Below are 17,925 nucleotides of genomic sequence, written 5' to 3' on the forward strand. Positions count from 1 at the left end.
GCAAGCTCGGCAAGACGATCCTGTTCATCACCCACGACCTCAACGAGGCCATGCGATTGGGCGACCGGATCGCGATGATGCGTGATGGGCGCGTCGAGCAGGTCGGCACCGCGGAGGAGATCCTGCGCGATCCCGCCTCCGACTACGTCTCGCGGTTCGTGGCCGACGTTGACCGCACCCGGGTACTGACGGCCGGCTCCATCGCAGAGCCGCCCTACGCGATCCTGGGCTCGGACCGCAGCCCCCGCGCGGCCCACAAGCTCCTCCGTGAGAACCAGCCGCCGTGGTTGCTGGTGCAGAACCGCGACCGCACGCCATTCGGCTACGTCTGGGAGGACGATGTCGCCCGGGCGGTCAAGGAGGACTCCAGCATTCTCCCGCTGTCCACGATCCACGAGATGCCGGTGGTGCCGCACTCGACTCCCGTCAACGAGCTGTTCGCCCACGCCGCGAAGCACGCCGCCCCCATCGTCGTCGTCGACGACGACGGCCGGATCTCCGGCGTCATCCCGCGCGTCACCCTGCTGGCGGCCATCAGCGAACAGAACCAGGACGTCAGCGCCTCCAGCGCAGGCAGCCCCGAGCTCGCCGAGGCCAGTGAGACCACCACCGAGGCCGAAGGAGCCAACGCCTGATGATTCCCACGCAGACCCCTGTCCCCAAGATTCCTCTGGGCAAGCTGGTCGAGACACTCATCGACTGGATCCAGAACCATCTCCACGGACTCCTCACCGTCATCTCCCACGCTGGAACCTCGGTCAACGACACCCTCGTGGACCTGCTTCTGGCCGTACCGCCGCTGCTCATGGTGGTCGTCTTCGTCCTCATCGCCTGGATGGCGAAGTCCTGGAGGCTGGCCGTGGGAACCGGTGTCACCTTCCTGCTCGTCATCTCCCTGGGGCAGTGGCGCAACGCAATGGAGACACTGGTCCTGGTCACTCTGGCAACTCTGACCGCCCTGATCTTTGCGATCCCCTTGGGGATCTGGGCCGCTCGCAACAAGTACGTCAGCGCGATCATCCGCCCGGTTCTTGACCTCATGCAGACGATGCCCGCCTTCGTCTATCTCATCCCCTCGGTCCTGTTCTTCTCCATCGGCGTGGTTCCGGGCATGTTCGCAACGCTCATCTTCTCCATGCCCCCCGGGGTGCGGATGACCGAGTTGGGCATCAAGCAGGTGGACCAGGAGACCGTCGAGGCGGGGCGCTCCTTCGGCGCCACAGACTGGCAGATCCTCAAGGGCATTCAGCTGCCCCTGGCCGTCCCCACCATCATGGCCGGCGTCAACCAGGTCATCATGCTGGCCTTGTCGATGGCCGTCATCGCGGGCATGGTCGGTGCCGACGGCTTGGGGAAGGAGGTCGTCAACGCCCTGTCCACCATCAACATCGCCAAGGGGACAGAGGCGGGTCTGTCCATCGTGTTCCTGGCGATCTTCCTGGACCGGGTGACGGCGGCACTCGGAGCGCCGCGGCAGGAGGGCTCACTGCTCTCGCTCCTCAAGAAGCGGTGACCCCTATGACTCGACGACGCTATTCCGCTCCGGCCGCACCGCTGCCGGGAGCGCTTCGAAGGAAATCTATGCAGACCTCCCGACGTACGTTCACCACCGCTCTCGCCGCCCTTGCGAGCGGGAGCGCGCTGGCCGCCTGCGGGCGAGGGTCGGGTGGAGGCAAGCGGCTTCGCCTCGGTTTCGTTCCGTCGTGGAGCGATGGTCTGTCCATGACCCACCTGCTCAAGACTCAGCTGGAGAAGGCCGGTTACCAGATCAAGCTGATGGATCTGAGCGAGGCCGGTCCCCTCTACGCCGGGCTCAGTCAGGGAGCGGTCGATCTCTACCCCTCGGCGTGGCCGGACATCACCCACAAGGACTACATGGACAAGTACCGCAAGTACATCGAGGACCTGGGGACCTACTACGACTCGGCCAAGTTGTGCTGGTCCGTCCCCGACTACTCCGCGATGACCTCGATCGAGGACATCAAGCCCCATGCCTCGCAGATCGACAACCGTATCGTCGGTATCGAACCGGGGTCCGGTCTGGCCAAGGCCTCCGAGGAGAAGGTGATCCCGGCTTACGGCCTGCAGGACATGAAGTTCCTGACCTCCTCGACGGCGAGCATGCTCACTGAGCTCAAGAAAGCTGTTGGCGCCAAGCAGGAGATCGTGGTCACCCTGTGGCACCCCTTCTGGGCGAATACCACCTTCAACATGCGCGACCTGGAGGACCCCAAGGATGCCTTCGGCAAGGGGGAGGGGCTCCACTTCCTGGGGCGTGAGGGGTTCGCACAGGAGTATCCCGAGGTCGCCGAATGGCTCGCATCCATCACGATGGATGAGGCCACCTACGGCAAGCTCGAGGACCTCGTCGTCAATAGCTACGGTGAGGGCAGGGAGGACGAGGCCGCCATTGCCTGGGCCGAGCGCTACCCGCAGTACGACTTCAAAAGGTCCTGATGCGTTCTGGAACGTCTGGTCCGCCCCGTTGAGGGTGAGGAGTCAATACCCCATGATCCCGTCGTCGGCATGCCCGACGGCGGGATTATTGATGGGGAACCGGGCCCATCGCCGGGTGCCGTGCTACGCGGATAGCATCTCTGTGCAGTTGAGAAAGGAGTTTCTCCTCATGAGTGCAGGCGCTGTTCCCCATGGTCAGTCGGTACCCGAGCCGTTGGTCCATCCCACCGGTTCGACCCGTCGTCTGACCTTGATATCGCTCATCCTCAGCGTCGGTTCACTCGTGTTTCTCATCGGGGGCGTCATCGGAATCGAGATTCACGGGGCTCAGAGCGTGCCGGGGCGGGAGCCGTCATCCTCATGGGGGATGCTCGCCGCTGTTCTTCTTTCTCTTGTGCCTCTTGGTCTGTATGGAGCGATCCGGTCCACCTTCGTGCTGCGCAGTGGGCTGGGGATGCGAGTGGACGACGGTGGAATCCACCTGTACTCGGCCCGGGGGAGTCGGACACTGAGCTGGGACAGTGTGCGTGGGCACTTCGACGTCATCGTCACCCGTGTCCGTTCCCTTCCCTTCGTCCACAAGGACGTCTTCATGCGAACCGTTGTCATCGTCAACGGTAATCGGATTGAGCTGCCCTGGCTCGACGCCAGAGGAGAGGGTAAGGATCAGGCGAATGAGCAGGTGCGTCGACACGCAGTCGATCTCTTCGCTCGTGATCCAAGCCCGGAAACGTCGGTGCGGCCTGATCGTCTTTCCCCCCGAAGCCCTGATCCACTGCTGATGGAGCAGCTCAGTCCCAACGGATACTGGTCGCTGCCCGCCCTGTACGGCTGTTTCGCGGTTCCTGTTCTGGTAGTGGTCGTCCAGCTCCTGTCGTTCCTCTGGGATGGCTTCGGATACGCCTTCTCTTACGTTGTCGTCCCCGGTACTGTCGCGTTTGTCGATGCCTGCGCGCTGGTCTACCTGGTGGTGCTGTTCTCGTGGCTGTACACCCCCACCTATGTCGTCGTCGAGCCGTCGGGGGTAACGGTCCGAGGGCGTCAGGGCAGTTGGAAGGGGGAGTACTCCCTGCACTGGGACCAGGTGCGCGGCCAGTTGGAGGCTCGGGTCGTCAGAACCACCTTGGGATGGGAGGCGCAGGTGGTGTGTCAGACCGGGGACCGCGACGTCGTTCTGACCGGAGCGTCGCTCCTGGCCGCGGACGAGCGATCCGCCAGACGCGTGGCGCGCGAGCGGATCGCACTCATCTCCTCCTACGACCCTGCTGCCCCGCTGCTCGGCGAGGAGTTCTACTCCTCGATGCGGTTGCCGTCCTCGTCGAGTAAGTAGCCCTCGTCGTCGATCGGCCGGAAGGTCATCCGGCCATCGGCGATCTCCTCGGCGAAGTGCTCCCTGGTCACGAGCCTGGTTCGGCGGCCGCGTTCCTTCATCTCCTCGTAGGACATCGAGGTCTTCCATGGAGTGTCGTCCCCTGTGGGGGCGGTGGTCAGGTACATCGCGTTTCTCCGAGTCCGTGAGTCTTGGGGATGGAGACCGTCGTGCGGAGACTGCCGAGTCTTATCGCTGGAGCGTCTCCCGGTTGAGCTCGGGGGCGGGGGCGTGTCGGCGGCCGTCATGGACATCGGCAGCGACGTACTCCGGTGGGATCGGCTGACTCCGGTGGGTGCGTTCCCGGTGGGTGTCATAGCCGAGTGAGGTGTCCCATGGCCTCTCGATGACGGCGACGAAGGCCATGAACGGCAGCCATGTCAGAACCGTCAGCGCCGTCGTCGATGCCGGAGCGAGGAGCCGGGCCGCCAGGAACCCGGCGACCGCTGGACAGAGCACGGCAATGAGGGTCAATATCAGGCCGTGGGCGTCCCGAGAGCGCCACAGGCGCATGATGATGCGGTGCGCCGAGACGTCGATGATCTCGCGCACCGTCACCGCCACCAGGGAGAACAGGGCTGCCCGGCCGACGCCCAGGCCGGCTCCGGTGATCGCGGACCAGATGACCACGATGATCGCCAGTCCGATCGTCCCGGGCACTCCAAGGATCAAACGACCCACCACCATCGCCGATACCGGGGTGGCGGGCTTCCAGCGCCCGTGTCCTGCGCCGTGCTGTCCCGTGCTGCCCTCGCTCATGTCTCCTCCCCGGCCGGATGGGCGATCAGCCGTTTGAGTCATTCTACAAAAACCTGTGGGAGGTCTCTCGCGCTGGGGCGGTGGCCGGTGCCGCTGCGGCTGTGCGGGCCCTGGACGACGACGTTGGAAGACGCTCATCGGGGTGGGGCCTGCCACCCTCATTCCGGTTTCCTCATGACGGTTGAAAATCATGCGTATTCTGTGCCCGTGAGTCCGGACCATCAGCATGCACGCGGCGATATCGACATGGCCTCTCTTCATGCTCAGGACTCCACCGGGTTGCTGGATCGGATCGATCGTGCCGTGGTCTGGGACATCCCCCTGAAGACGCCGTTTCGCGGCATCACCCGCCGTGATGGCGTCCTGCTTCACGGCCCCAGCGGTTGGGGCGAGGTGGCGCCGTTCTGGGACTACGGGTCGGAGGTCGGCGCACCCTGGCTGGCTGCCGGACTGTCCCAGGCCCTGGGCGACGTTGTCCTGCCCCGTTACCGCGAGACCGTTCCCGTCAACGTGACGATCCCCGAGGTCGGTGCCCAGGAGGCGGCCCAGATGGTGCGTTCCTCCGGGGCCGGGACGGCCAAGGTCAAGGTCTCCGGCCGGCGTGATCGACGCTCTGACGACCTGGAGCGGCTTGAGGCGGTCCGCTCGGTCCTGGGCCGTTCTGGAAAGGTGCGCATCGACGTCAACGGCGCCTGGGACGTGGACCGTGCTCGTGAGAACCTGCCGCAGATGGATCGGGCCGCTGGGGGATTGGAGTACGTCGAGCAGCCCTGCGCCACCGTTCACGACCTGGCCGACCTGCGCCGCGCCGTCGACGTGCCCATTGCCGCGGACGAATCGATCCGGCTGTCGGCCAATCCGCTGGAGGTCGTGCACCGGCACGCGGCCGACGTCGCCATCCTCAAGATCGCCCCGTTGGGAGGCGTGCGTCGGGCCCTGGACATGGCTGATCGTCTCGGTCTGCCCGCAGTCGTCTCCTCTGCGCTGGATACCTCCATCGGCATCATGGCCGGCGCCGCCCTCGCCTTCAGCCTTCCTGCTCTGAGCCACGCTTGCGGTCTGGGGACCGTGCGCCTGTTGACCCGGGACGTCGCCGACCCCAGTGTCGTTCCCCGCGGCGGGATCCTGCGCGTCGACGTCGGTGCCCCGGTCTCCGAGCGCCTCCTGAACGAGGTGAAGGCGGGCCCCGACCTCACCAGGCGCTGGCAGACCCGCCTGCTCCACCTGGCCGCTGCCCTGCACGCCCGCCGTCAGCGCGAGCTCCGTGACCCGAGCCGGGCTGTGGCCGGACTGCCTCTGTGAGGCTCGTGCGAGCCCCACCGAACTGTGACGAATCGCGGCGGAGCGGAGACCAGGTGCTCTCGTATCCTCTTTCCTGTGACCGACTCCCCGGGACGCCCGCAGCCGCCACCGGCCCTGGCCGACGCCCGTAGCCTCGTGGCTGCTCTTGTGGCCGAAGGCGTCAGCGAGGTCGTCCTGTGCCTGGGATCGCGCAGCGCTCCGCTGGCGGACGCCCTGGCCGACGCCGCCGATGCCGGGGTACTGCGACTGCGGGTCGTGCTGGACGAGCGCAGCGCCGGCTTCATCGCGCTGGGGGTCGCTCGCGCCCACGCTTTGGCCGGGGTCGGCCGCTGCGCCGCCGTTGTCACCACCTCGGGGACGGCCGTCTCCAACCTCCATCCCGCTGTGAGCGAGGCCGACGCCGCCGGGATCCCCCTGCTCGTCATCAGCGCCGACCGGCCTCACGAGTTGGTGGGCACCGGCGCCAGCCAGACCACCGAGCAGACCGGGCTCTTCGCCGCTGCCCTGCGTCTGGTTGTGGACCTGCCGGCGGACCTCTCCGCCGACCTCGGGGGTGACGCGGCCGGTTCCGTCGTCGCCGGACAGGTGCGCCGTGTGGTGGCGGCCGCCACTGGGGTCATGAGCCGAGACCCCGGGCCGGCTCAGGTCAATGTCCGTTTCCGTCCGCCCCTGACTGCCCGGGATACGGGCGCGACCCCGCTGGACGACGTGCCGGCGCCGGCTGTGCTCACCCCGCTCGAGGCGAGCGCGGGTCGGCAGTGCCCGCCAGCTCCTGTTCCCAAGGCCGGAAGCGGTGAGCAGGCCGGCAGTGAGCCCTTGAGGGAGAGCGCTCGGGGAATCGTCGTCGCCGGCGATACGGCCCACCCCGCCGCCGGAGCCCTGGCCCGGGCCTTGGCCGAGCACCTCGACTGGCCACTCCTGGCCGAGCCCACCTCCCAGGCCCGCGGCGGTCCTCAGGCCCTGACCCGCTACGCCGAGCTCCTGGAGACCCGGTCGGGACGCGAGCTCGCCGCACGCGCGGACCATCTCATCGTCGTCGGCCACCCCAGCCTCAGTCGATCCGTCAGCGCGCTCCTGGGGCGCGACGACGTGGAGACCACTGTCCTGACCGAGCGCGCCCGATGGACCGACGTGTCCGGGAGGGCACGCCATGTCATCCCCATCGACGGCCCGGGTCGTTTCCCTGTGGGTGAGGTCGCCTCTCGGGCAGCCCTGCTGGCCGCCTCCCTCGGCTTGGCACGCGTCGGCCCCGGCTGGTCCGAGTCCTGGCGTCAGGCCGTGGCGGAACTATCCGAGCCGGCCCACCCCAGCGGCGTCGACGCCGTCGCGAACGCCGCTGTGAACGCCGTGTGGGAGGCCAGTCTCGTCCCCGATGCCCCCGTTCTGCTGATCGGCTCCTCAATGACGGTACGGCGGTTCGACCGCCTCGCCCGTCCCGCGGGCACCGCCCCGCCGGCCGTCGCCAACCGCGGCCTGGCCGGAATCGATGGCACCATCGCCACCGGCGTCGGGATGTGGCTTGCCTCCGGCCGGCCGGTGCGCGCCGTCATGGGTGATCTCGCCTTCCTTCATGACGCCATGTCGCTGGGCAGAGGACTCCGTGAGAAGGAGGCGGATCTTCAGGTCATCGTCGTCGACGATGACGGGGGTGCGATCTTCTCCCACCTGGAGTACGCCCACACCACAGCGTCTGGTCGGTTCGAGCGGTTCTACACCGCCCCGCAGTGTGCGAGTATTTCTGCGCTGGCCGCCGCTCTGGGGGCCCGTGTCCACGTCCCCGAGAGCGTCGCAGCCTTGCAGGCGCTCCTTGATGAGCCGGTCAGCGGCCTCAGTGTCATCATCTGGGAGGTTGAGAGTCGCGCTGGGCCGGAGATGCTGTCACCGGGGCGGTGCCGTACCCATGCCTAACGTCCGGACAACATGAACAGCGATAAAGATGGACAGCACCGTGTGCGGTGCGATCCGGAAGAGGGGATGGTGGCTCCCGCTGGGCCCTCTTCCTCTCGTTGCACTGCGATAGAACGGTTACACAATCCACAGTGGAGTCTCAGGAAATAGTCGGAAACGATCCAGTGCTCCACTGTTGTCTACCTGCAGATCAGGACAGAGCTCAGGGCTCGAGGAGGAATACACATGAGCGGCAACGACGAAACGATCCCGGAGACCTACCGGCCCGCTGATGAGCCCGACCCGGCGGCAGACGGCAACGGCGATGTCTCCCGGTTCGCCGCCGGTCAGGAAGCGTCTACCGCGGCCTCCGGAGGAGAGCCGCCGAGCCGGGCTGCTGACGCCGAGCACACCCAGCAGTTGCCCGCCGACCGGCCAACGTCGGTCTATGGGCCGTCCGCGCAGGGCTCCTCCTCGTCCTATGAGGACCGGCAGCCGGGCCCGTACCAGCCCCGGCAGCAGAGCCCCGCCTACTCCCAGGGGCAGCAGGCGCACCTCGGCTCTCCCTATACGAGCGTGCCGGCGACCCCTGCCGGCTACGACTTCACCCGGTCCGAGGACCGCAGTGGCGGTGCGCCCGCCGGCGACCCGTACAGCGGTTCCGGCGCCTACGCGCCCGCCGGGGATGCCGGGGAGTCCTTCTTCCCGACCGCGGATGCCTCCGGCGGCGACACTGGCAGGAGCCGACGTCGAGGGCCGGGGTGGGGTGCGCTGGTGGCCTCCATCGTGGTCGCATCCCTGTTGGGGGCGGGCGGTGCTGTCGGAGCGGTCAGGTATCTGGACGCCCGCGGTGGGGTCGAGGCGTCGCGGTCCTCGGCAGCTCCCACTGCGATCGCCACCGGTGACACGACCAAGACCGTCGACAGCACCGGCCAGGCTCCCGACTGGGAGGCCGTCTCGGCGGCAGTATCCAACGCCGTGGTGTCCATCGCCATCGCCGCGGAGGGGGGGAACTCCCTGGGCTCCGGGGTCATCTATGACGACAAGGGGCACATCATCACCAACAACCACGTGGTGGCGGGTGCCTCGCAGATTCAGGTGACTCTGGCCGACGGTCGCGTCTACGACGCGGATATCACCGGTACCGACCCCGCCACCGATCTGGCGGTCATCCAGCTCAAGAATGCGCCCGCCAACCTCACCGTCGCCCAGCTCGGTGACTCCGACCAGCTGACCACCGGCCAGGACGTCATGGCGATCGGTAACCCTCTGGGCCTGTCATCGACTGTGACCACTGGTATTGTCTCGGCGCTGGACCGCCCCGTCGTCAACTCCCAGGCGCAGGGCGGAGAGGGCGGCCTGGGTGGCGGCTCATCGTCGCCGGTCTTCACCAACGCCATCCAGATCGACGCCGCCGTCAACCCGGGCAACTCCGGCGGCCCCCTGTTCGACGAGAAGGGACGGGTCATCGGTATCACCAGCTCGATCGCCACCACCGGGGGTTCCAGTTCCGGAGAGAGCGGCAGCTCGGGCAGTATCGGTATCGGCTTCGCGATCCCCGTCAAACTGGCGGACAAGGTTGCCAAGCAGCTCATCGAGTCCGGGGCGGCCACCCATGCCTATCTGGGTGTCGCTCTGGAGACCGGCTCCGCCGAATCAGACGGTGATAGGCGCGCCGGCGCCAAAGTCACCTCGGTGGAGAGTGGTTCGCCCGCCGATAAGGCTGGTCTGAAGAAGGGCGACGTCATCACCGCCATCGACGGCAGGACCACCGCCCAGGGGTCGGCGCTGACCGGCTACGTACGCCAGTCCTCCGCCAACGACAAGGTCAAGCTCACGGTCATCCGCGACTCCAAGAAGCAGGACATCGACGTCACCCTGGCTGAGCGCAAGGATTCTTGACGGGTATCGTTCAACGGGCGGAGGACCGCTTGCGCCAGTCCTCCGATCCGGGTGAATTCAATGCCGCCCCTGCTCAAGGAGATCCTGCGCCGAGTGGGACCGACTGTTCTGAGAATCGGTAACGGGAACCTTCGGGGACGTCTCGGGTTTCGGTAATCGACCGTTCGTCCGATTGAAGACCCGCATCGGGCTGCCGTGTGGACTTCAGGGTCGCACGCCCAGGGCCCCCAACATGGGGCGCATCTTGGCGATCGTCTCCGCCAGCTCGTCGATCGGATCGGAGTCCGGCATGATGCCTCCGCCCCCGAACACTCTCGCGGGGGAGTGGGGGCCAGGGCCTCCCGTGGGCAGCTGGGCGCTGCGCAGTGCGATGCACCACTCGCCCTCGCCGTGCCAGTCCACCCAGCCCACGGGGCCGGCGTAACGCCCCCTGTCCATGGACTCGGCCTCCTCAATGAGGCGCGCGGCCGCCGGGGTCGGCGTCCCGCACACCGCGGCCGTCGGGTGCAGCGCGTCCACCAGCGCCAGGGCGCCTGTGTCCCCAGCGACGACCCCGGTGACGTCACTGGCCAGGTGCAGCACATTCGGCAGTGTCAGGACGAAGCGCGCAGGGGCCTCCACTACCGAGCACAACGGCTCCAGTGCCGTGATCGCCGAGGCTCGGGCCAGCTCGTGCTCCCGGTTGTTCTTCTCCGAGCCCTCCAGCCAGGACGCCAGGCGCGCCGTGGTCAGCGCGTCCTCGCCGGCGTGCCGGCGTGCCGTGCCGGCCAGCACCCTGCTGATGAGGTGCCGATCGCGCAGGCGCAGCAGCAGCTCGGGACTGGCCCCCACCGTCTGGTCGACGGCGAAGACCCAGGTGGAGGGATAGTCGCAGGCCAGTCGCCGCAGCACCGTGCCGGTGGCCAATGGCGCAGCCGGGCAGGCCAGCACGTCGCGGGCCAGAACCACCTTGCGGGCCTGCCCCGCACGCATCCGCTCCTGCGTGGCGGACACCGCCTCGCACCACTGCTCCTCGCTGAGTGCCCCGGTCTCAACGGCGGCAGTGCCCCCGGAGTCCCCGTCATCACCGGCTCGCTCCCGTCCGATCACTGGAAGCGCCTGGGCCACCATCGCCTTGAGGAGCAACTCGGGGTCTGGGTGCTCCGGCTCCGCCCCGTCGACAGCCTCGGGCACCGCGGTCGTCAACCAGGCGCCGGAGTCGTCGAGCCCGACGAGGGCCTCGGGGACAACGAGGGCCGAGGGCTGCTCGGAGGTGGGGGAGAAGGTGATCGTGCCCAGGGCCACCGGCCCGGTCCCGGGGCGGACCAGCGCGTCGCGCCACCAGGCCGCGCCGACGACGGCCCGCCACGCGGCCCGCAGCGCCTCGATGCGATCCGCCCCGTGGGCCTCGATCGCCAGGACGCGGCCCAGCCCGATGAGTCCGCGTCCCTCATGGACCCAGGAGCAGACCGCCTCGCGGCCCGCCAGCAGGTCGACGAGCTCCAGTCCCGCGAGCGCGTCATCGGGTAGCTCGTGTGTACGGAAGGACAGCCGCGGCGGCGCGGCCTGGCAGTGATCGGCCTTCACGACTCGGCTCTACTCTCAGTGCGCGATCGCGGTGCGCGCGGCATGATCCGGCCGAGTGGCCCGGTGGACGGCGACGATCCCGCCGGAGAGGTTCTTGTAGCCCACGCCCCGCCAACCGGCCTCGTGCATGAGGCCGGCCAGCTCCCTCTGGTCCGGCCAGGCCAGGATCGACTCGCCCAGGTAGTCATAGGCCTCGGTGTTCGACGAGACTGCGCGGGCAGCGGTCGGAAGGGCGCTGCCCAGGTAGAAGCGGTACAGACGTCGGAAGAGAGGTGAGACCGGGGTGGAGAACTCAGCGATGATGATCCGGCCGCCCGGCACCGTCACCCGGTGCATCTCCGCCAGCGCCCGCGCCGTGTCCTGAACATTGCGCAGCCCGTAGGAGATGGTGACGACGTCGAAGGTCTCATCGGCGAAGGGCAGGGCCGTGGCGTCCCCGGCCACGAAGGCGATCTCGGGGTGGCGGCGCTTGCCCTCGGCGACCATGCCGGTGGAGAAGTCGCAGGCCACGACCTCGGCGCCGTCGGCGGCGTACTCCACCGAGGAGGTCCCGGTCCCCGCGGCCAGGTCCAGGACACGCATCCCCGGTCCGGCGGCCACGGCCGCGCGCGTCACCCGGCGCCACATGTGCACCTGGAACAGGCTCATGACGTCATTGGACAGGTCGTACCGGCGCGCGACGGCGTCGAACATCCCGGCGACCTCGCGCGGGTCCTTGGCGAGGGTGGCTCGAAGCGGGGATCTGTTCATGGGGGCATCATTGCAAATCCCGGCTATGGCACCGCCATCGAGATGTGACGTGTCATCCTGCGGTCCGCCCCCTTACCGGCTAGGACTCAGGTCCCGTCCGACGGTGTTGAAATTCGTCATTCCCGTGCAGCGTAATTCTGGAACGACGCGGTATGCCGCCCCCGCGCGGTTTTGTCGGAGTATTGCCGTCACAGCAACGAAAATCGCTGTCCCGCGCGCCTGCGGCGGGCCGCGTGCAAGCGGTGTCGTCCCGCTGGGTACAGTCGGCAGCGGCCCCGAGGACCGCGGGCCTGCATTACGGTGCCAACTGTGATGCCTACGACAACACCTGCCGTGCCCGATGTACCGAGGAGGAGAGCCCTAGTGACCCAGGCGGCCGCCCAGTCCAGCGCCTCCACCACGGCCGACGTCATCGTCGTCGGCGCCGGCCCGGCCGGCTCCTCGGCCGCCTTCCACATGGCCACTCTCGGTCTCGAAGTCATCCTCCTGGAGAAGCAGGAGCTCGGCCGTGACAAGGTCTGCGGCGACGGCCTGACCCCCTCGGCCGTGCGCGAGCTCGTCTCCATGGGTATGGACACCTCCGGCTGGCAGCGCAACCGCGGCCTGCGAGTCATCGGCGGCGGTCACCTCCTCCACTTCCCCTGGCCCGAGCAGGCCTCCTTCCCCTCCTACGGGATGGCCCGCCCCCGCGCCCTGCTCGACCGCGACCTGGCTGAGCACGCCGCCGCTGCCGGGGCCCGCCTGCTCACGGGCGTCACCGTCACCGGCCCCGTCACCTCGCCCACTGGCCGGGTGACCGGCGTCGAGGCCCGCCCCTCCAACCGAGTCGCCTACCCCGGTATCGAGGCCCCCACCACCTTCACCGCGCCGCTGGTCGTCGATGCCGGAGGGGTCTCGGCCCGCCTGGCCACCGCCGTTGGGCGCACCAAGAACGAGCGCCGCCCCATGGGCGTGGCCGTGCGCGCCTACTTCCGCTCCCCACGCGCCAAGGACGTCTGGATGGAGTCGCGCCTCGAGCTGTGGGACGGCAAGCCCGGCAAGTCCGACCTCCTGCCCGGCTACGGGTGGATCTGGTCCGTGGGGGAGGGACTGGTCAACGTCGGCCTCGGCTCGGTCTCCTCGCGCGCCTCGGCCACCGCCATCGACTACCGCGCCGTGTTCAACCGCTGGATGGACAACGTCCCGGCCTCCTGGGGATTCACCAAGGAGAACCAGGTCGGCGGTCTGGTCAGCGCCGCCCTGCCCATGGCCTTCAACCGCAAGCCCCACTACGCCGACGGCCTCATGCTGCTGGGAGACGCCGGCGGCATGGTCTCACCGTTCAACGGCGAGGGCATCGCCCAGGCCCTCCTGTCCGGCCGCCTGGCCGCCCAGGCCGCCGCTCAGGCCGCCGCCCGCTCCACGACGTCGGGCCGCGAACAGGTCCTGGCCCAGTACCCCAAGGCCCTCAGTGCCGAGATGGGCGGCTACTACACGCTCGGGCGCATCTTCGTCGCCCTCATCGAGCACCCCGAGGTCATGCGCCTGTGCACCCGCTACGGGCTGCCCCGCAAGCGCCTCATGAAGCTCGTCACCAAGCTCCTGTCCGACGGGTGGGAGCGCCGTGGCGGTGACGGAATCGACCACTTCATCCAGCTCCTGACAAGGATGGTGCCGGAAGCATGAACCCCTACGCCTCCCTGCTCATCATGGCCGCATTGGCCCTCGTGGTTGCGATCGGCGGCCTGGCCCTGAGCGCCATCATCAGCCCCACCCGGCGCAACCGGGTCAAAGTCGCCAACTACGAGTGCGGCATCGACCCCACCCCCGCCAACACCGAGCACGGACGCTTCCCCGTCTCCTTCTACCTGGTGGGCATGACCTTCATCATCTTCGACGTCGAGGTGGTCTTCCTCTACCCCTGGGCCACGGCCTTCGGGCGCCTGGGGTTCTTCGGGCTGAGCGCCGCCGTACTGTTCATCGGCCTCATCACCGTGCCCTACATCCTGGAGTGGCGCCGCGGCGGGCTGGACTGGGACTGAGACGCACGGATCGAGCACGAGGCACCACAACGGGACCCACGGGCGGCACGCGGCCCCGACGATCTCAAGGAGTACACAGCAGTGAAGAGCATGAAACAGCACAACGCCTTCATGGCGTCCATCCCCTCCAAGCGCAACGACCCCTACGCCGCCGCTGCCGCCGAGGTGGACAGCCCCGGCTTCCTGCTGACCACCGTCGAGAAGCTCGCCGGCCTGGCCCAGGCCCGCTCCATGTGGCCGGTCACCATGGGGCTGGCCTGCTGCGCCATCGAGATGATGGCCGCCGGCACCCCCCGATTCGACATGGCCCGCTTCGGCTGGGAGGTCTTCCGCGCCTCCCCGCGCCACGCCGACGTCATGATCGTCTCGGGCCGCGTCTCCCACAAGATGGCCCCGATCGTGCGCAACGTCTACGACTCCATGCCCGAGCCCAAGTGGGTCATCTCCATGGGGGCCTGCGCCTCCACGGGCGGCATCTTCAACAACTACGCCATCGTCCAGGGCTGCGACCACATCGTTCCGGTGGACATCTACCTGCCGGGCTGCCCGCCGCGCCCCGAGATGCTCCTCAACGCCATGCTCGAGCTCACCCGCCAGATCGAGAAGAAGCCGCTGTTCAAGCACCGTGAGGAGATCGCCCGCGCCGTCGAGGCCGCCGCCCTGTCCTCCACCCCCACCCATGAGATGAAGGGCCTGCTGGCATGAGTGAGAAGAACGCGCCGGGACACGACTCGGGCTCCGACGCCCTGCCTGAGATCCCCGAGGTCTCGGCGGTCCCCGCCGTCCCCGAGGTCGCCGGCACCCCCGTGCGCCCCGAGCTGTGCCTGGAGGTCATCGCCGCTCCCACCGGCCAGTTCGGCGCCTCCGACGCCGGTGACACCACCGGCTACGGTGAGCACCGCAGTGTCGTCACGCTCGCCCCCGCCGCTGTGCGTCCCTACGGCGACTGGTTCGACGGCGTCGTTGACGCCCTCATCGAGGACCTCCGGGACGCCGACGTCGACCCGGCGGCCGCCATTGAGAAGGTCGTCATCGAGCACGACGAGCTCACCCTGTTCATCGCCCGCGAGCACCTGCTCGACGTCGTGCGCCCCCTGCGCGACGACCAGGACCTGCGCTTCGAGCTGTGCCTGGGCGTCAGCGGCGTCCACTACCCCCAGCTGGCCGGCCGCGAGCTGCACGCCTGCATCGAGCTGATGAGCCTGACCCACGGCGGGCGTCAGCTGCGCCTCCAGGTCGCCTGCCCCGTCTCCGACCCGCACGTGCCCTCCATCGTCTCGGTCTACCCCGGCAACGACTGGCACGAGCGCGAGACCTGGGACCTCATGGGCATCGTCTTCGACGGCCATCCCCACCTGACCCGCACCGCCATGCCCGACGACTGGGTGGGCCACCCCCAGCGCAAGGACTACCCGCTGGGCGGCATCCCCGTCGAGTACAAGGGCGCCCAGACCCCGCCCGCCGACACCCGGAGGTCCTACCGCTGATGAGCACCGCACGCACCTTCCGCGCCTCCGGCCCGGCCACGGACGACCTGTCCGCCGGCGCCGAGCAGTTCACCGTCAGCGGCGGGGACTGGGACGACGTCGTCGCTCAGATCGCCGAACGCGACGAGGTCGACCGCCTGCGCAACGACCGCATCGTGCTCAACATGGGCCCGGTCCACCCCTCCACCCACGGCGTGCTTCGCCTGGTCCTGGAGGCCGACGGCGAGGTCGTCACCGAGGTCCGCGTCGGTACCGGCTACCTGCACACCGGTATCGAGAAGAACATGGAGTACCGCACCTGGGTGCAGGGCGAGACCTTCGTGACCCGCATGGACTACGTGGCCCCCTTCTTCCAGGAGGTCGGCTACGCGCTCGCGGTCGAGAAGCTCCTGGGCATCACCGACGACGTGCCCGAGAAGGCCACTGTCACCCGTGTGCTGCTCATGGAGCTCAACCGCATCGCCTCCCACGTCGTGGCGGTGGGCACCGGGGGCAACGAGATGGGCGGCACCACACTCATGACCATCGCCTTCCGCTGCCGCGAGAACATCCTCAAGGCCTTCGAGATGGTCTCCGGGCTGCGCATGAACCACGCCTACATCCGCCCCGGGGGCCTGGCCCAGGACATCCCCGAGGGCTTCACCGAGTTCGTGCGCTCAGTCATGCCCGGTATCAAGAACGACATCCACGAGCTCGAGCTCTTCCTCATGGAGAACCCGATCCTCAAGTCCCGTTTCATCGGCGTGGGCGAGATCGACCTGTCCGGCGCCCTGGCCCTGGGACTGACCGGGCCCTGCCTGCGCGCCGCCGGCTACCCCTTGGACATCCGACGCACCAAGCCCTACTGCGGCTACGAGACCTACGATTTCCGGGTACCCACCTACAAGGTCTCCGACTGCTACAACCGGCTACGGCTCCGAATGGATGAGTCCTACGAGTCCCTCAAGATCGTCTCGCAGTGCCTGGACCGCCTCGACGAGATCTCCGCCCGCGGCGACGACCCCTCCAACTCCACGATGGTGGCCGACCCGACCATCGCCTGGCCCGCCCGCATGGCCATCGCCACCGACGGCCAGGGCCAGTCCCTGGAGCACGTGCGCGAGATCATGGGCTCGTCCATGGAGTCCCTCATCCACCACTTCAAGCTGGTGACCCAGGGCTTCCGGGTTCCCGCCGGGCAGGTCTACCAGACCGTCGAGCACGCCAAGGGGGTCCTGGGCATCCACGCCGTCTCCGACGGCGGCACCCGCCCCTACCGGGTCCACTTCCGCGACCCCTCATTCTCCAACCTGCAGTCGTTGGCCCTGATGGGCGAGGGCGGCATGATCGCCGACCTCGTGCCCACCCTGGCCTCCATCGACCCCGTCCTGGGAGGCGTGGACCGCTGATGAGCACCACCGAGAACGCAGTCGACCCAGCCGTCGAGACCATCGCCACCGTCAGCGCGGTGGACCCGGTGGGCACCGTGGCTGCTGCCGCCGTCGCCGCCGGTTACAGCCCCGACGTCGCTCAGGGGCTCCAGATCGACATCGAGCGGATCATCGCCCGCTACCCGTCGGGCAAGGAGCGCAGTGCCCTCATCCCGATGCTTCACCTCATCCAGTCCGTGGACGGCTACGTCTCCGCGGCCGGCATCGCCCTGTGCGCCGACCGCCTGGGCCTGGACCGTGCCGAGGTCAGCGCAGTGGCCACCTTCTACAGCCAGTTCCGCCGCCACCCGGCCGGCACCTACCACGTGGGCGTGTGCACCAACGCCCTGTGCGCCGTCATGGGCGGTGACGAGATCTGGTCGGCCGTCACTGAGCACACGGGTCTGGGCGCTGAGGAGACCAGCGAGGACGGCACCATCAGCCTCGAGCGCATCGAGTGCAACGCCGCTTGCGACTACGCCCCCGTCGTCATGGTCAACTGGGAGTTCTTCGACAACCAGACCCCCGCCTCCGCCGTCGCCATGATCAAGGCCCTTGAGCGCGGCGAGGACATCACCCCCACCCGCGGGCCTGAGACCGTCCCCACCTTCCGCGAGAATGAGCGCCTGCTGGCCGGCTTCGAGGACGGCCGCGGCGACGAGGGCCGAGGCCCCGGCGAGCCGACCCTGCGGGGCCTGCGCATCGCCCGCGAGCATGGTTGGACCGCGCCGAAGGAGGAGTCCAAGTGAGTGTCACCACCACCTACACCGCGCCGGGCACCCTCACCCCGGTCCTGACCGACCTGTGGGACCAGGAGCGTTCCTGGACCCTGCGGGCCTACCTCGACCACGGCGGTTATGAGGGCCTCAAGCGCGCCAAGGCCCTCAGTTGCGAGGAACTCATCACCCTCATCAAGGACTCCGGACTGCGCGGACGCGGCGGTGCCGGGTTCCCCACGGGTCTGAAGTGGTCCTTCCTGCCCCCGGTCGACGGTGGCCCGCGCTACCTCGTGGTCA

At 68.4% G+C, this 17,925-nt stretch carries 17 protein-coding genes and 1 pseudogene; 14 read left to right on the top strand and 4 right to left on the bottom strand.

The features are described from left to right. The 4 genes from RWR81_RS09190 to RWR81_RS09205 all read left to right on the top strand — a co-directional run. On the top strand, positions 1 to 635 hold a 635-nt coding region (locus RWR81_RS09190; RefSeq protein ID WP_399498312.1), incomplete at its 5' end, for a CBS domain-containing protein. Then, positions 635 to 1,513 carry a proline/glycine betaine ABC transporter permease gene (locus RWR81_RS09195; RefSeq protein ID WP_314457077.1) on the top strand — a complete coding sequence of 293 codons (879 nt, stop codon included), beginning with the start codon at positions 635 to 637 and terminating at the stop codon, positions 1,511 to 1,513. The genes RWR81_RS09190 and RWR81_RS09195, both read left to right, overlap by 1 nt. Positions 1,514 to 1,581: 68 nt before the next feature. Then, positions 1,582 to 2,457, top strand: coding sequence for a glycine betaine ABC transporter substrate-binding protein (locus RWR81_RS09200; protein WP_314457079.1), 876 nt, complete (start codon positions 1,582 to 1,584; stop codon positions 2,455 to 2,457). Between the two features lie 169 nt (positions 2,458 to 2,626). After that, positions 2,627 to 3,787 (top strand): hypothetical protein, encoded by a 1,161-nt coding sequence (locus tag RWR81_RS09205; protein WP_314457081.1) that lies wholly within the window; start codon positions 2,627 to 2,629, stop codon positions 3,785 to 3,787. Here RWR81_RS09205 and RWR81_RS09210 read toward each other — a convergent pair. After that, the gene (locus tag RWR81_RS09210) at positions 3,748 to 3,954 is read right to left on the bottom strand and encodes a hypothetical protein (protein WP_314457083.1); all 207 of its coding nucleotides are present in this window, start codon (positions 3,952 to 3,954) and stop codon (positions 3,748 to 3,750) included. The genes RWR81_RS09205 and RWR81_RS09210 overlap by 40 nt on opposite strands. 61 nt (positions 3,955 to 4,015) lie before the next feature. After that, a complete protein-coding gene (locus RWR81_RS09215; protein ID WP_314457084.1) occupies positions 4,016 to 4,585 on the bottom strand; it encodes a hypothetical protein in 570 nt (189 codons plus the stop codon). A gap of 174 nt (positions 4,586 to 4,759) precedes the next feature. On the opposite strand from RWR81_RS09215, the gene RWR81_RS09220 reads away from it, so the two are divergent. From RWR81_RS09220 to RWR81_RS09230, 3 genes are all read left to right on the top strand, one after another. Next, positions 4,760 to 5,887, top strand: a complete 1,128-nt coding sequence (locus RWR81_RS09220) for an o-succinylbenzoate synthase (RefSeq protein ID WP_314457086.1) — start codon at positions 4,760 to 4,762, stop codon at positions 5,885 to 5,887. A 75-nt stretch (positions 5,888 to 5,962) separates the two neighbouring features. Then, on the top strand, positions 5,963 to 7,795 hold the full coding sequence (menD, locus tag RWR81_RS09225; protein WP_314457088.1) for a 2-succinyl-5-enolpyruvyl-6-hydroxy-3-cyclohexene-1-carboxylic-acid synthase: 1,833 nt from the start codon (positions 5,963 to 5,965) through the stop codon (positions 7,793 to 7,795). A gap of 225 nt (positions 7,796 to 8,020) precedes the next feature. Next, a complete protein-coding gene (locus tag RWR81_RS09230) occupies positions 8,021 to 9,676 on the top strand; it encodes a trypsin-like peptidase domain-containing protein (RefSeq protein WP_314457090.1) in 1,656 nt (551 codons plus the stop codon). Positions 9,677 to 9,880: 204 nt separating this feature from the next. Here the strand turns inward: RWR81_RS09230 and RWR81_RS09235 are convergent, their stop codons facing one another. Both RWR81_RS09235 and RWR81_RS09240 read right to left on the bottom strand, forming a co-directional pair. Continuing rightward, positions 9,881 to 11,242, bottom strand: coding sequence for a chorismate-binding protein (locus RWR81_RS09235; RefSeq protein ID WP_314457092.1), 1,362 nt, complete (start codon positions 11,240 to 11,242; stop codon positions 9,881 to 9,883). 15 nt (positions 11,243 to 11,257) lie between these two features. Next, positions 11,258 to 11,992, bottom strand: coding sequence for a demethylmenaquinone methyltransferase (locus tag RWR81_RS09240; protein WP_314457094.1), 735 nt, complete (start codon positions 11,990 to 11,992; stop codon positions 11,258 to 11,260). Between the two features lie 363 nt (positions 11,993 to 12,355). Between RWR81_RS09240 and RWR81_RS09245 the strand changes: the two genes are divergently transcribed. The 7 genes and pseudogenes from RWR81_RS09245 to RWR81_RS09275 all read left to right on the top strand — a co-directional run. Beyond that, positions 12,356 to 13,657 carry a geranylgeranyl reductase family protein gene (locus RWR81_RS09245; RefSeq protein ID WP_314457095.1) on the top strand — a complete coding sequence of 434 codons (1,302 nt, stop codon included), beginning with the start codon at positions 12,356 to 12,358 and terminating at the stop codon, positions 13,655 to 13,657. Continuing rightward, a complete protein-coding gene (gene ndhC / locus RWR81_RS09250; protein WP_314457097.1) occupies positions 13,654 to 14,013 on the top strand; it encodes an NADH-quinone oxidoreductase subunit A in 360 nt (119 codons plus the stop codon). The genes RWR81_RS09245 and ndhC overlap by 4 nt, the downstream gene beginning before the upstream one ends. A gap of 90 nt (positions 14,014 to 14,103) precedes the next feature. Then, on the top strand, positions 14,104 to 14,718 hold the full coding sequence (locus RWR81_RS09255) for an NADH-quinone oxidoreductase subunit B family protein (RefSeq protein WP_314457105.1): 615 nt from the start codon (positions 14,104 to 14,106) through the stop codon (positions 14,716 to 14,718). Then, the gene (locus RWR81_RS09260; protein ID WP_314457099.1) at positions 14,715 to 15,500 is read left to right on the top strand and encodes an NADH-quinone oxidoreductase subunit C; all 786 of its coding nucleotides are present in this window, start codon (positions 14,715 to 14,717) and stop codon (positions 15,498 to 15,500) included. The genes RWR81_RS09255 and RWR81_RS09260 overlap by 4 nt, the downstream gene beginning before the upstream one ends. After that, positions 15,500 to 16,888, top strand: coding sequence for an NADH-quinone oxidoreductase subunit D (locus RWR81_RS09265; RefSeq protein WP_314457101.1), 1,389 nt, complete (start codon positions 15,500 to 15,502; stop codon positions 16,886 to 16,888). The genes RWR81_RS09260 and RWR81_RS09265 overlap by 1 nt, the downstream gene beginning before the upstream one ends. After that, on the top strand, positions 16,888 to 17,658 hold the full coding sequence (gene nuoE / locus RWR81_RS09270; protein WP_314457103.1) for an NADH-quinone oxidoreductase subunit NuoE: 771 nt from the start codon (positions 16,888 to 16,890) through the stop codon (positions 17,656 to 17,658). The genes RWR81_RS09265 and nuoE overlap by 1 nt, the downstream gene beginning before the upstream one ends. After that, a pseudogene (locus RWR81_RS09275) lies at positions 17,655 to 17,925 on the top strand (NADH-quinone oxidoreductase subunit F); the annotation flags it as partial. The gene nuoE and the pseudogene RWR81_RS09275, both read left to right, overlap by 4 nt.

This window comes from uncultured Actinomyces sp. (genome assembly GCF_963526355.1).
Classification (GTDB): domain Bacteria; phylum Actinomycetota; class Actinomycetes; order Actinomycetales; family Actinomycetaceae; genus Actinomyces.